Origin of the sequence: Lactobacillus ultunensis DSM 16047 (assembly GCF_001436305.1) — a bacterium.
Lineage (GTDB): Bacteria > Bacillota > Bacilli > Lactobacillales > Lactobacillaceae > Lactobacillus > Lactobacillus ultunensis.
The window spans coordinates 32,616-45,958 of the sequence record NZ_AZFO01000001.1; the positions used below are offsets into that span (position 1 = coordinate 32,616).

15 protein-coding genes and 1 other annotated feature are annotated in these 13,343 nt (G+C 36.0%); of the genes, 14 read left to right on the forward strand and 1 reads right to left on the reverse strand.

All coding sequences use genetic code 11. The features are described 5' to 3' along the window. From FC57_RS00170 to rplT, 7 genes are all read left to right on the forward strand, one after another. The gene (locus FC57_RS00170; protein WP_007126544.1) at positions 1-1,335 is read left to right on the forward strand and encodes a replication initiation and membrane attachment family protein; all 1,335 of its coding nucleotides are present in this window, start codon (positions 1-3) and stop codon (positions 1,333-1,335) included. Between the two features lie 20 nt (positions 1,336-1,355). Further along, a complete protein-coding gene (gene dnaI / locus FC57_RS00175; protein ID WP_007126543.1) occupies positions 1,356-2,273 on the forward strand; it encodes a primosomal protein DnaI in 918 nt (305 codons plus the stop codon). A 280-nt stretch (positions 2,274-2,553) separates the two neighbouring features. Beyond that, positions 2,554-4,491 (forward strand): threonine--tRNA ligase, encoded by a 1,938-nt coding sequence (gene thrS / locus FC57_RS00180; RefSeq protein WP_007126542.1) that lies wholly within the window; start codon positions 2,554-2,556, stop codon positions 4,489-4,491. Positions 4,492-5,160: 669 nt separating this feature from the next. After that, the gene (locus FC57_RS00185; protein ID WP_040529804.1) at positions 5,161-5,676 is read left to right on the forward strand and encodes a hypothetical protein; all 516 of its coding nucleotides are present in this window, start codon (positions 5,161-5,163) and stop codon (positions 5,674-5,676) included. Between the two features lie 72 nt (positions 5,677-5,748). After that, positions 5,749-5,860: a sequence feature (ribosomal protein L20 leader region), on the forward strand. A 25-nt stretch (positions 5,861-5,885) separates the two neighbouring features. After that, a complete protein-coding gene (gene infC, locus FC57_RS00190) occupies positions 5,886-6,419 on the forward strand; it encodes a translation initiation factor IF-3 (protein WP_081445821.1) in 534 nt (177 codons plus the stop codon). Positions 6,420-6,440: 21 nt separating this feature from the next. Further along, positions 6,441-6,641 (forward strand): 50S ribosomal protein L35, encoded by a 201-nt coding sequence (rpmI, locus tag FC57_RS00195; protein ID WP_004046139.1) that lies wholly within the window; start codon positions 6,441-6,443, stop codon positions 6,639-6,641. Between the two features lie 40 nt (positions 6,642-6,681). Then, entirely contained in the window at positions 6,682-7,038 is a 357-nt protein-coding gene (rplT, locus tag FC57_RS00200; protein WP_007126538.1) for a 50S ribosomal protein L20, read from the forward strand. 58 nt (positions 7,039-7,096) lie between these two features. Here rplT and add read toward each other — a convergent pair whose 3' ends face one another. Next, complete coding sequence (gene add / locus FC57_RS00205; RefSeq protein WP_007126537.1) at positions 7,097-8,101, reverse strand: adenosine deaminase; 1,005 nt, start codon at positions 8,099-8,101, stop codon at positions 7,097-7,099. A gap of 139 nt (positions 8,102-8,240) precedes the next feature. Here add and FC57_RS00210 point away from each other — a divergent pair, with 139 nt between their 5' ends. From FC57_RS00210 to FC57_RS00240, 7 genes are read left to right on the forward strand one after another with little or no spacing between them, the layout of a single operon-like run. Beyond that, on the forward strand, positions 8,241-8,765 hold the full coding sequence (locus tag FC57_RS00210; protein ID WP_007126536.1) for a YqeG family HAD IIIA-type phosphatase: 525 nt from the start codon (positions 8,241-8,243) through the stop codon (positions 8,763-8,765). Then, a complete protein-coding gene (gene yqeH / locus FC57_RS00215; protein WP_007126535.1) occupies positions 8,758-9,867 on the forward strand; it encodes a ribosome biogenesis GTPase YqeH in 1,110 nt (369 codons plus the stop codon). The genes FC57_RS00210 and yqeH overlap by 8 nt, the downstream gene beginning before the upstream one ends. Before the next feature lie 11 nt (positions 9,868-9,878). Beyond that, positions 9,879-10,532, forward strand: coding sequence for a nicotinate-nucleotide adenylyltransferase (locus tag FC57_RS00220; protein ID WP_007126534.1), 654 nt, complete (start codon positions 9,879-9,881; stop codon positions 10,530-10,532). Beyond that, positions 10,513-11,109: a bis(5'-nucleosyl)-tetraphosphatase (symmetrical) YqeK gene (gene yqeK, locus FC57_RS00225; RefSeq protein WP_007126533.1), complete on the forward strand. Its 597-nt coding sequence runs from the start codon at positions 10,513-10,515 to the stop codon at positions 11,107-11,109. The genes FC57_RS00220 and yqeK overlap by 20 nt, the downstream gene beginning before the upstream one ends. Positions 11,110-11,127: 18 nt before the next feature. Next, on the forward strand, positions 11,128-11,475 hold the full coding sequence (gene rsfS, locus FC57_RS00230) for a ribosome silencing factor (RefSeq protein WP_056990006.1): 348 nt from the start codon (positions 11,128-11,130) through the stop codon (positions 11,473-11,475). A 6-nt stretch (positions 11,476-11,481) separates the two neighbouring features. Further along, positions 11,482-12,636, forward strand: coding sequence for a nucleotidyltransferase (locus tag FC57_RS00235; RefSeq protein ID WP_007126531.1), 1,155 nt, complete (start codon positions 11,482-11,484; stop codon positions 12,634-12,636). Between the two features lies 1 nt (position 12,637). Then, the gene (locus FC57_RS00240) at positions 12,638-13,183 is read left to right on the forward strand and encodes a YceD family protein (protein WP_007126530.1); all 546 of its coding nucleotides are present in this window, start codon (positions 12,638-12,640) and stop codon (positions 13,181-13,183) included. The last annotated feature ends 160 nt before the right edge of the window (positions 13,184-13,343 follow it).

The window sequence follows — 13,343 nt, forward strand, 5'->3', positions numbered from 1 at the left end:
ATGTTTGAGACTTCTAATCCCAAGCATCTCTATTATGTGGCTAATAAAATTACGCTTTTTCCTGAAAATGAAGAAATATTGATCAAACTTTACCAACCCTTGGTTGGTGGTATAGCTATTGCGTTATATCAGACTTTGATTAATGATTATAATCCTTATGGCATCATTTCTGATTCCAAAGGAATTTATTCCTTGCAGGAGCAAATGGATTGCAGTTTAAAGCAAATGTTTCAGTCATTACATAAGTTAGAGGCTGTGGGGTTAGTCCAAACATACCTATCTGACAATGTTTTTAACAATATATTAGTTTTTAAACTGTTGAGAGTACCCAATGCGGATAAATTCTTCGCTACACCCTTATTAGCTAGTTTACTTAAAGAAAAAGTAGGCGTCCCCACTTTTCGTAAATTGAGTCACGCTTTTGCGAAAGAAGCTAAGTTGAAAGAAAAGCCCATTAAAAATGCTAGAGATGTGTCAGCAAACTTTTTTGATGTGTTTCGTTTACCGGGGGATGAAGCGATTACTCCTTCAAATGATGTGGTTGAAGCTGCTAAAGAGAATAAAGTTCATGAGGTTGAAGAAGCAAAAGTCAATGATAAAGATGGGATAGACTGGGAATGGATTAAAGAGCAGTATGCAATTTATCAAATTCCAGCGAGTGAAATTGATCTTAAGAAGAACCAAATTCGCAGCTTAATGCAAACTTATGGCTTGTCTGAAAAAGAATTTGTAGATGAAAGCTTACCTTGTTTGCATGGCTCATACCAATTGAATATGCGTGATATTGGTAATACGCTGGCCGAAAATTTCAAGCGTCTTAATACGCGTGAAAATATTCAAAAGAAGATGAAAGAAAGCCACGAAAAAGCATTAGCTGCTATTAAGGGCATGGACGATAACGATATTAAACTGCTTAAAGAAGCCAATGAAAATTCGCCAGCTGAATTTTTGTATAAACTAAAAACGCAAAAAGGCGGAATTACTAGTGCGGGTGAAAAACATATTATTGACAATTTACATACTCAGTATGGTTTGCCCGAAGATCTAATAAATATTTTGACCTATACTTGTCTGACCTATGATACTGTGGTTAGTTCTAATCTAGCCTATAAAATTGCTAATGATTGGTTGCAACATGGGGTTGCTACAGCAGTTCAGGCTTTGCAATATATAAAAAAGCGGCGTGATAGTTTTGGTAAAAGAAGAACTAGCCGGAATTATCAAACTAAGCGTGTTGAAAAGGGGACAGACTGGAGCAAGAAAAAAGCTGACACAAGTGCTGGTATGTCAACTGAAAAGCTAAAAGATTTATTTAAAGATTTAAATAATAAGTAAAATAAAAAGTAGGTGAAAAAATGGAACCAATTGGAAAAGTAATTGACCAAATTGTTAAAAAACGTAATTTGGGGAGTGCCAAGGACCTGAAGGAGAAAACTTTACAAGATCCAGATGTACGTGCTTTTCTTAACAAGCATGCAGATAGAATTGATCAAAAAATAGTCGACAATAGTATGCCTAATTTGTATGAATTTTATACGCAAAAGAAGCATCCTAATAAGGTCATGGCAGGTTATGCTCCACAATTATTTTTAAACGGAAAGGTAATTGATGTTCGTTATTCACCTACTCGAGCTAAAGTGGCACAAGATCGTAAACTAGCCGCGCAAAGACGCTTGCAATTAATAGACCTGCCTCCGCGTCTGCATAATGTGAGTCTAAGTCAATTAGATGTAACTGATGATCGGAAGGTAGTATTAACTTTAATTTATGATTTCTTGAAAAAATATCAAAAAGATCCACATCAAAAGGGACTTTACTTATCTGGTGACTTTGGCGTTGGTAAAACCTATATTTTAGCGGGACTCGCTAATTATGTAGTTACTAACTTCAATAAGAATGTCATTTTTCTACATGTTCCCACTTTTATTGCGGGGCTTGCTAGTCATTTCGATGATAATAGTCGAATGAGCTTGCAGGAAGAGATTCGTAGATTGTCAGACTGCGACTTGCTTATCATGGATGATATTGGAGCTGAGAGCCTCAGCCAGTGGTCTCGAGATGATGTTTTAGGCGTTATTTTGCAAGCTCGAATGGATAATGTTTTGCCAACATTTTTCTCATCCAATTTAGATATGGATGCATTGCAATCACACTTTGAAGAAACACGAAATGCAACTGATCCTGTCAAAGCCAGAAGATTAATGCAACGAATTCGCTTCTTAGCTAAGGAAGTTGTAGTTTCTGGTCCTGATCGTAGAAATTCTTTGCATTAATTTGAAAAAAGTCTTGCATCAAAGATTTGAATGCGTATAATTGTAGTTAATTAAACGAGACATGATGGTTCTCGATTCAGAGAGAAGAACCTAGTTCTGGAAGTTCTTCATTAGAGAATCACCCCAATCGTTTATTCCCAAAATTAAAATTTTTAGGTCGGATACCTTTATTAATCCATGTTAAGAGGTTAGATTTACGCTAGCCTGAATTTTGGGTGGAACCACGCAATTAACGTCCCAGTGCTTTAGGCACTGGGATTTTTTATTTGGAGGTAAAAATATGAGTTTTTCAATCACTTTGCCAGATGGATCAAAGAAAGATTTTGATAAAGCTGTTTCAGTTAAGGATTTGGCTTCATCAATTGCTACTTCTCTTGGAAAGGCAGCTGTTGGTGCTAAGGTAAATGGTGCGGTTAAGCCACTTGACTATGAAATTAACAGTGACGTTGAAGTTGCAATCCTTACTGATAAAGATGAAGAAGGTTTAGACATCTTAAGAGCTACTGCAGCATTTGCACTTGAAGCAGTTGCTAAGAAGAAGTATCCTGAACTTCACTTGGGTGAACATGTTGCTGATGAAGGCGGCTTTTACGTAGATACTGATAAGAAGGATCAAATTAAGGTTACTGAATTGCCAGATCTTGAAAAAGCTATGCAAAAGTTGATCAAGAGTGGTCAAGCAATTGAACACGTTGAAATGGCTAAATCAGAACTTGCAGATATGTACAAGGATGATCCATATAAGAGTGCACTTTTGAACAAAGTTGAAGGTGACAAGGTTGATGCTTACAAGTTAGGTGACTTTGTTGACTTCGGTTTTGATGCATTGCTTCCAAACACTGGCAAGATTAAGCACTTCAAGCTTTTGTCAGTTGCTGGTGCTTACTGGTTAGGTAAGTCATCAAACCCAATGCTTCAAAGAATCTTTGGTACTGCATTCTTCAAGGAATCAGCATTAAAGGACGATTTAAAGCGTCGTGCTGAAATTAAGGAACGCGACCACAGAACTATCGGTCGTGACCTTGACCTCTTCTTCGTTGATCCTAAGGTTGGTGCAGGTCTTCCTTACTGGATGCCAAAGGGTGCTACTATTCGTCGTGTTGTTGAACGCTACATCATCGACCGTGAAGTAGCTGACGGTTATGATCATGTTTACACTCCAGTTTTGATGAACCTTGATGCTTACAAGACTTCAGGTCACTGGGCACACTATCGTGACGACATGTTCCCACCAATGGACATGGGTGATGGTGAAATGCTTGAACTTCGTCCAATGAACTGCCCATCACACATTCAAATCTTCAAGCACCACATTCGTTCATACCGTGATTTACCACTTCGTGTTGCTGAACTTGGTATGATGCACAGATATGAAAAATCAGGTGCTTTGTCAGGTCTTCAACGTGTACGTGAAATGACTTTGAACGATGGTCACACATTCGTAGCACTTGATCAAGTTCAAGATGAATTCGCTAAGATTTTGAAGTTGATCATGGATGTATACAAGGACTTCGACATTACTGATTACTACTTCAGACTTTCATACCGTGATCCAAAGAACACTGAAAAGTACTTTGCAAACGATGAAATGTGGGAAAGAAGTCAAAAGATGCTTAAGGGTGCTATGGATGACCTTGGCCTTGACTATGTTGAAGCTGAAGGTGAAGCAGCATTCTACGGTCCAAAGCTTGATATTCAAACTAAGACTGCTTTGGGTAACGACGAAACTATGTCAACTATTCAACTTGACTTCATGCTTCCAGAAAGATTTGGTTTGACTTACGTAGGTCAAGATGGTGAAGAACACCGTCCAGTTATGATCCACCGTGGTATTGTTGGTACTATGGAAAGATTCATCGCTTACCTTACTGAAATCTACAAGGGTGCATTCCCAACTTGGCTTGCTCCAATCCAAGCTGAAATCATCCCAGTTAACAATGAAGCTCACGGCGAATACGCTGAAAAGGTTCGTCAAGAACTTGCTAAGCGTGGTTTCAGAGCAGAAGTTGACGACAGAAATGAAAAGATGGGTTACAAGATTCGTGAATCACAAACCCAAAAGGTACCTTACACTTTGGTATTAGGTGATGACGAAATGAAGAGCGGTAAAGTTAATGTTCGTCGTTACGGTACTGATGAAGAAATTTCTAAGAGCTTAGATGACTTTATTAAGGAAATTGATGCTGACGTTAAGTCATACTCACGTAAAAACGACTAATTAAAATAGTTAAATAATTAAAAGGGTAGTAGACAATATTTGTCTACTACCCTTTTTCTATCTAAATCTATTTATAAATAGAATAATAAAAACAAAAAAATAAAAAATTTTTTTGTCAATTTATAGCCTATAAAGGGTGATATAAAGTATATTCTTTTTTTTATTTTTGATACTTATATCCTATATTTTAAATCAGCTTGTACAATTTATTGTCAAAAATATGTTATTTTATATACTTGTATATAATTTGCAAAGTGCCGTCATATCAACGATCTTGGACTTTACTTTAAAATACATAGTGTTATTATAAATGTGTTGAGAGATATAAAAGTAATAAGAAATTAAGATTGAAAGGTAGATAATTATGTTTGACATGTTAGAAAGTAATGTAGATTTAAACGGTATTCATTTTGCAGATCACAAATTAACCATTGAAGATGGCAAAAAGCTATTTGAGAACAATGGCTGGACTGTTACTGAATAAAATTGTTAAAACAAAGATTTAAAAGAAAGCAGTTCTTAACTCATGAAAATTGAAATTGAGATGCGATTTAAAGTACCTCGTAACCGTTAGAAAGAGATCTAACAGTTATGAAGCTTTTTTTATGTCCTCTTATTATAATTTTTCGTGGCATAATATATATATAAATTTTAAGGGGAATGTTAAAGATGAAGAAAAAGGCTTTATTATTTTTAACTGTTTTTTTAGTAGTTTTAGGTGTGGTTAATGTTAAGGCAACAACGGTAAATGCTGCAAGTTGGGGTGCCAAAAAGGTTTTTACAACTCCTAAAAGAACTCGCGGCGTTTGGTATCATAAAGAAGATGGGAGAGTAGTCAGAACAAAGATTACCGCTCATGCAGTAAATGGAATCAAATTATACAAGGTTTTAAAAGGTAAAGAAGAAGTCAAATGGTTCAAAAGATTAATGGTTGCAGATAAGAAAGCAGATTATAAGTTTGCTGATAAGGTATCCAGTTCTAAACTTGAAGCTTATACTTTTAAGTTTCATGGCGTAACTGGCTTTAACGCCAACGGCTGGCTTGCTGGTGGCGGTGATGGATATTACTATGTTCCAGTGAAAAGGACGGTTAAAGGAAAGAAAATTAATGCTTTGCGTGTAGGCGAAGGCGCTGGCAATTTCTTCATTAGCTATGCATATCACAATAAGAAATTAGTAAAATAGCTGAAAATTCTACTATAAAATAGCAATATTTTATTGACGCGTATAATAGAAACGAGTATACTATTTCTAGTTGAGAACAAGAAGAAGCTCCCGCTTCTCGCCTACGTTAAATTAACCTCTGGGCTGATCGATAATTTCTGTTGATTAAAGGCGGGTGATACTTATCCCGCCTTTTTCTTGTCCTCAAATTAACACGGAGGTGAATAGTCATACCAAGGAGTTTAATCCTAAACGAAAGAATTCGCGCACGCGAAGTTCGTTTAATCGATGAAGATGGTAAGCAAGTTGGCGTTATGAACAAGATGGAAGCCTTACGTCGTGCAAGCGATGCTGGTCTTGATCTTGTCTTAATTTCACCAAATGCTAAACCACCTGTAGCACGTATCATGGACTACGGGAAGTATCGTTTCGAACAACAAAAGAAACTTAAAGAATCCCGTAAAAAGTCCAAGACAGTCAGTGTAAAAGAAATTCGTTTGAGTCCAACAATTGAAGGCAACGACTTCGATACGAAATTGAAGCATGTTCGTAAGTTCCTCAGCAAGGAAGGTGCCAAGGTTCGTGTATCAATTCGTTTCAGAGGCCGTGCCATCACTCATAAGGAATTAGGTCAACAAGTACTTGAAAAGATGGCTGAAGCAACTTCAGATATTGCTAGTGTTATTAGCAGACCTAAGATGGAAGGCCGTTCAATGTTCTTGATGCTCGCACCTAAGAGTGAAAAGGACAAAAAGAAAAAGTAGTTAATTGGAGGAAATAGAAATATGCCAAAGATGAAAACACACCGCGCTTCTGCTAAGCGTTTTAAGAGAACTGCAAATGGTGGTTTAAAGCGTCACCATGCATTTACTGGTCACCGTTTCCACGGTAAGACTAAGAAACAACGTCGTCACTTGAGAAAAGCTGCTATGGTTTCACGCAGTGATATGAAGCGTATCAAGCAAATGCTTGCTCAAATGCGTTAATTATTTGTTCTTGAAAAGACTATAGTAGGAGGAATTTCAAATGCCAAGAGTTAAAGGTGGAATTGTAACACGTAAACGTCGTAAGAAGGTCATGAAGCTTGCCAAGGGTTACCGTGGCGCAAAGCACATGCAATTTAAGGCCGCAAGTACTCAATTATTTGTTTCATACAAGTACGCATTCCGCGACCGTAGAAGACGTAAGAGTGACTTCAGAAAGTTATGGATCGCTCGTATCAACGCAGCTGCAAGACAAAATGATATTTCATATTCTAAGTTAATGCACGGCTTGAAGTTAGCTGGTGTTGACATGAACCGTAAGATGTTAGCTGATATTGCTTACAACGATTCAAAGACTTTTGCACAATTAGCAGAAACTGCTAAGAAGGCATTGAACTAATAGTTCACTATGAATAAAGGCCAGGGAGAATTTCCCTGACCTTTATTTTTTATATTTTTCATTTCTGAATTAAAGCTCTTAAACGAATTTTTTCATCTGGAGAAGTGAAAGCAGCATCAACTGCATTTAGGTAAAGTGTCGTTTCTTCTTCCGAGGTTAAGTTGGTCTTTTCTTCAAGTAATTTGTATTCTCGTGGCAAATTAGTGTTGGAAACTGTCATATCATCTGAGTTAAGCGTAACTTTCATACCTTTGTGTAATAATTTTTTGATAGGATATGAATCAATTTGATCAAAAGCTTTAGTGTTCATGTTTGAAGTAGCACAACACTCAAGAATAATTTGTCGATCGATTAATTCTTGTGTTAATTTCTTATCTTCAGTACAGCGAATACCATGACCAATTCTTTTAGCGCCCATTTCTAAGGCTTGTCTGATTGAATCAGGACCAGCTGCTTCGCCAGCATGAATTGTATAAGGTATTCCAAGTTCTTGAGCTCGGTCGAAAAATTGCTTGTATTTAATATTAGGAATAGGTCCCTCTGCACCAGCTAAATCTAGACCAACTACGCCATGATTTAAAAATTTTTTAGCTAATTCAACGGTCTCCATATTTTCTTTTTGATTGTTAGCAAAACGCATTAAGCATAGAATTAAGCCGGCATGAAGCTCGGGTTGATTGCTATTTTCTTGTTTTTGATCAATTAAAAATTGATTTAATCCTTCAATTGCGGCTTTAATTACGTTTTCTTGGGTTAATCTTTTCTTAGTATGGAGTTGTGGAGCAAATCGAATTTCTGCGTAGACTAACCCCTGCTCTTTCAATTCAACCAATAAATCATATACAATTGTCTTGATATCGTGTCTAGTCTGCATTAACTTATTGGGTAATGCAAATTTTTCCAAAAATTGATCTAGACTCTTGCAATTAGAATCAACAGATAATTCTTGACGTAATTTTTCGTCACTTGGGATAGGATAATGATGTTCACTAATTAATTTTTTGATAGTTGCTACAGGGACTGAACCATCGAGATGAAGATGTAAATCGATAAATTTTCTCATTCTATTTCCTTTCTGATAAATTGATGAATTTGCTTAAATTGTTTAGTATTTTATCACTTTTTCAGAAGTTTGAGACAAAAATTTCTAATAGAAACGCATTTTTGATATTATAGAAAGTGACAAAAAATGGAGAGTTTTTATGTTATTTAGACCAAAATATACAATAGATACTATTTATAATCTGGACCCCCAGAAATTGAATGAGATGGGAATAAAAGCAGTATTTTCAGACTTGGATAATACATTGCTTGCATGGAACAAGTTTGAAACTGCTAAAGAGATGGATAAGCTGAATCAGAAATTGGCTAAAGCGAATATTAAGTTAGTAGTGATTTCTAATAATAATGCTCAACGAGTGGGGAAAGTACTCAATCCTTATCATATTGACTTTGTTTCAGAATCACGTAAGCCATTGCCATTTGCAATTACCCGTAAGCGTGAAGCCATGCATCTTACTAAAAATCAAGTAATGATGGTGGGCGATCAATTAATTACTGATATGCAAGCAGGTAATTTGGCTGGTGTACAAACTGTTTTGGTTCAGCCTTTAGTTAAGACAGATAAATGGAACACACGAATTAATCGTTTCTTTGAAAAGTTTATCTTTTTCTTTCTTAATTTATCGCATCGAGTAACTTTTAAGGAGAATTTGCGACATGGATGAGGATATTATTTGTATTGGATGTGGGGCAACGCTTCAATCTGATGATCCTAAAAAGGCAGGTTATTTACCAAAAAGCGCCCTTGAAAAAGCAAAGAATGAAGAAAATACAGATGTTTATTGTCAACGTTGCTTTAGATTACGGCATTATAATGAAATTATGCCAGTTGATTTAAATAACGATGACTTCTTAGCTTTGCTCAATTCACTTTCTGAGAAAAAAGCATTGGTTGTCAATGTGGTTGACTTATTTGATTTCTCTAACTCGCTTTTATCTTCTCTGAAGCGTTTTGTAGGCAAGAATGACTTCATTTTAGTAGGAAATAAATTTGATTTATTCCCCAAAAATTCAAAGCAGAGCAAGATTAAGGACTGGATGCGTCAGAAAGCTAATCGTATGGGATTATTCCCTAAAGAGATCTTCTTAGTTTCAGCTAAAAAGAAGTTAAATTTAGAGAAATTAATTGCCTATATTAATAAACAATCACAAGATAAAGACGTTTACTTTGTAGGAACCACTAATGTTGGTAAGTCTACTTTGATTAACGCAATTATTGATATGATGGGCGATATTCAAGATTTAATTACCACGTCACGTTTCCCAGGTACTACGCTTGATCAGATTGAGATTCCACTTGATAGTGGTCATTTCTTAATTGATACGCCAGGGATTATGACTGATAATCAGTTAGCAACGCATTTAAATGCTAAAGATTTGGAATTGATTTCTCCTAAAAAGCCGTTAAAACCAGCAACTTATCAATTGTTGCCAGGTAATACGCTATTTTTAGCTGGCTTAGGTCGTATTGATTACCTTAAGGGTGAATCAACTAGTTTTACAGTATATGTAGCTCGTGGTATGTATGTTCACCGGACTAAGACTACAAATGCAGATGCTTTTTATGAAAAGCATAAAGGTGAACTTCTTGCACCACCGGCAAAAGATGATGAGATGGCATCACTCAAAGGGCAAGAATTTAAAACGGAATATAAGAGTGATCTTTTATTCGGTGGAATCGGTTTTGTAACTGTACCTAAGGGATGCGTTGTTAAAACTTATACCCCAGATGGTATTGGTTTAGGAATTCGTCGTGCATTGATTTAGAGGTTTTGCATATGGTAAATCCAAAATGTATTGAAAAAGCACCTGCTGCTGAAGTTAAAGCTCAATTGGAACGTGAAAATGGTAAAGGGCGTCAAATTGGCATTATGGGTGGAACTTTTAATCCAGTTCATATTGCACACTTGGTTGCGGCTGAACAAGCGATGACTAAATTACGTCTGGATGAAGTTTGGTTTATTCCTGATAATATTCCTCCACATAAGAATGCCCCACTTACTTCTGCTAAAGATAGAGCAACGATGCTTGATCTAGCTACACGTGATAATCCAAAGTTTAGAGTTAAGTTGCTGGAATTATTCCGTGGTGGCGTATCCTATACTGTTGATACGATGCGCTATTTGAAAGAAAAGGCACCGCAAAACGACTACTACTTAATCATGGGTAGTGATCAAGTAAATAGTTTTCATACTTGGAAAGAAGCACCTACTTTAGCTAAAATGGTAACTTTGGTTGGTATTCGCCGTCCTGGCTACCCACAAGATCCGCAATATCCAATGATTTGGGTAGATGCTCCGGATATTCGTTTAAGTTCAACGGCTATTCGTCGCTCAGTTGCGATTGGCACTTCAATTAGATACTTAGTACCAGAAGCAGTCAGAAAGTATATTGAAGAAAAGGGGCTTTATCTTGACGAAACTAACATTTAAGAAGACCTATTCACCTCTATCTAGTGATGAGATCATTGCTAAAGAAAAGACAAATATGGATGATAAGAGATTTCAACACTGTGTACGGGTTAGTGAAACTTCACGTAAGTTGGCCAAACTGAATAATTACGATGAAGACAAAGCAGCTTTAGCTGGCTTTGTGCATGATTATGCTAAGCAAGTTCCTGTTGAAGAATATCGTAAAGTTATTAAGGAACAAGATTTTGATAAAGACTTGCTTAACTGGAATCGCGCTATTTGGCACGGCATTGTAGGTACTTACTTTATTGAACGTGATTTAAAGATCAGGGATGCTGAGATCTTAACTGCGGTTCGTCGTCATACAACAGGTGATATTGTGATGACCACGTTGGATAAAATCGTTTTTATGGCCGATTTTATTGAACCAGGGCGTGATTTTCCTGGTGTTGAAGAAGCACGTAAAATTACTTATGCTAATCTTGATGAGGGTGTAGGTTATCAATTAGCTCATACTCTTGCATTTTTGGTTGAAAAAAGAAATAAGATTTATCCACGTACTCTTGAAGCATACAATGTTTGGAGTACGAAATTATAAAAATAAAGGAGAAATAATTTGACTAGTCAAGAAATTTTAGATTTTACTACTAAGGCAATTAGCGATCGTCATGGTGAAGATACTGAAGCTTATGATATGCGTGGTATTAGTATTTTAGCTGATTATTACGTGATCACTAGTGCTGGTTCTAACCGTCAACTTCATGCTATTGTTAATTCAATTGTCGAAGCAGCTCATGAGAATAACTACACTGATTACCGCATTGAAGGTACCAGAGATTCTAACTGGCTTTTGTTAGACTTGGGTGACGTTGTAGTTAATGTGTTTACCAAAGAGGCTCGTGAATTTTACAACCTTGAAAAACTTTGGGCTAATGGTAAGCAAGTTGAGTTAAAGGAAGCTTAGTTAAAAATGAGCGTTGTTGGGATTATTGCGGAATTTAATCCTTTTCACAGTGGACACGAGTTTTTGTTAAATCAGGCTCGACTTGTTGCGAAAAATGATCCTATTGTAGTCATTATGTCCGGTAATTATGTTCAACGTGGTGAAATGGCTATTATGAGCAAATGGGAGAGAGCTAAAGCTGCCTTACAATCGGGTGCTGATTTGGTGTTTGAGTCACCATTTTCAACTGCAGTTGAACCTGCAGATTTGTTCTCTTTAGGCAACCTTGAGCAACTAGCTAAATTAGGCGTAACTGACTTAGTTTTTGGTGTAGAAGATGATGCCAATTTGAATTTTGCTTATCTTGGTAGCAAAATTGCTGAAATTCCACAAAATCATATGGATTTTAAGGACTATAGTCAGACTTATTCGACGCAATATAATCAAATGGTTGCTCGTGAAGTTGGTCATGAAATTAATCAGCCTAATGCTATTTTAGGTTTGGCTTATGCAGTGGCCAATCATAATTTAGGTTCACCGCTAAAACTTCATCCTGTAAATCGGATTGGTGCAGGACATGATGATCTTTTGCAACGTAGTGGCGTCGTTCAAAGTGCAAGTGCAATCCGAAATTTGTTGTTGCATGGAGAAGATACGAGTAATCTTAAATATTGGATGCCCAAGGCTGAAGCAGCTATTTTGAGTAAGCAGAGCGTCTATCCTAACTGGAATTTACTTTACCCATTTTTAAAATATCGGATTGAATCTTCTTCAATTTCAGAATTACAAAAAATTTATCAAATGAGTGAAGGATTAGAATACAAGATGAAACAAGAGATTCATCTTGCTCGTGATTTTACTGAGTTTTTACGCAGAATTAAATCTAAACGTTATACTTATTCTCGTTTACGTCGTTTAAGCTTATATACGTTGTTAAATGTAACTCAAGATGATATGATTGCCAGTTTTAATCATGAGTCCTTGATGCTATTGGGCTTTAGTAAGATTGGACGTAAATTTTTGAAGGAACATCGCAAAGATTTCCAAACAGAGATTATTTCTAAGGTTGATAAAAGAAGTGCAAAGAGCGGTTCTTTAGCCTTACAAGTAAGAACAGACCGTTTATTTGAACAAATAATGGGTGTTGATCAGAATTTTGGTCAACGGCCAATCGAGGTGTAATATGTTAGAAATTAATTTTTCTAAAATTATGAATTCTGCAGAGCCATTGACGCATATTGAACGTGATGTTGAAATGCGCCCGGAATTCTTTAATAGAAGCAAAGAATTGTTGATTGATGCTCAAAATGTACATCTTTCGGGTGATTTGTTTTATCAAGAACCTTTTGTAACAGGTAATTTTCATATCACTGCAGATTTGACAGTACCATCAAGTAGAAGTTTAAAGCCAGTAGATTATCATGAAGACTTTACCTTTATTGAAAATTACATTGATCGTAAACCTACTAAAGAAGAATTAGAAGATAACGATACAATTGTACAAATTGAAAATGACGTCATTGACTTGCAAACTGCGGTTGAAGATAATATGTTGCTTAATATTCCAACTACTATTTTGACACCAGAGGAAAAAACAAAGAACATTTATCCTGAAGGCAAAGGTTGGGAAGTAGTTTCTGAATCTGCATTTGAAGAAGGAAAGAAGAATCAAATTAACCCAGCCTTTGCTAAGTTAAAGGTTCTGTTAGATAACAAAGATAATAAATAATTTAAAAAATAGTATTAAGTGACAATCAAAGAATTTTAACTTTGATTGTTTTTTGATCTTGTTTTAGGAACGTTTTTAAAGTATCCTTTAATTATAAAAACATTTTTTAATTAATTTATTAGTATTAGAAAACCAAATTGATCTATGAGGAATTGAATTA

What these genes read in the sequence shown, in the direction of transcription:
- yqeH (WP_007126535.1), top strand. Translation starts at nt 8,758, where the DNA reads ATGGATGAGGATATTATTTGTATTGGATGTGGGGCAACGCTTCAATCT.
- add (WP_007126537.1), bottom strand. Translation starts at nt 8,101, where the DNA reads ATGAGAAAATTTATCGATTTACATCTTCATCTCGATGGTTCAGTCCCT.
- rplT (WP_007126538.1), top strand. Translation starts at nt 6,682, where the DNA reads ATGCCAAGAGTTAAAGGTGGAATTGTAACACGTAAACGTCGTAAGAAG.
- FC57_RS00185 (WP_040529804.1), top strand. Translation starts at nt 5,161, where the DNA reads ATGAAGAAAAAGGCTTTATTATTTTTAACTGTTTTTTTAGTAGTTTTA.
- FC57_RS00170 (WP_007126544.1), top strand. Translation starts at nt 1, where the DNA reads ATGTTTGAGACTTCTAATCCCAAGCATCTCTATTATGTGGCTAATAAA.
- rpmI (WP_004046139.1), top strand. Translation starts at nt 6,441, where the DNA reads ATGCCAAAGATGAAAACACACCGCGCTTCTGCTAAGCGTTTTAAGAGA.
- dnaI (WP_007126543.1), top strand. Translation starts at nt 1,356, where the DNA reads ATGGAACCAATTGGAAAAGTAATTGACCAAATTGTTAAAAAACGTAAT.
- FC57_RS00210 (WP_007126536.1), top strand. Translation starts at nt 8,241, where the DNA reads ATGTTATTTAGACCAAAATATACAATAGATACTATTTATAATCTGGAC.
- FC57_RS00240 (WP_007126530.1), top strand. Translation starts at nt 12,638, where the DNA reads ATGTTAGAAATTAATTTTTCTAAAATTATGAATTCTGCAGAGCCATTG.
- FC57_RS00235 (WP_007126531.1), top strand. Translation starts at nt 11,482, where the DNA reads ATGAGCGTTGTTGGGATTATTGCGGAATTTAATCCTTTTCACAGTGGA.
- thrS (WP_007126542.1), top strand. Translation starts at nt 2,554, where the DNA reads ATGAGTTTTTCAATCACTTTGCCAGATGGATCAAAGAAAGATTTTGAT.
- FC57_RS00220 (WP_007126534.1), top strand. Translation starts at nt 9,879, where the DNA reads ATGGTAAATCCAAAATGTATTGAAAAAGCACCTGCTGCTGAAGTTAAA.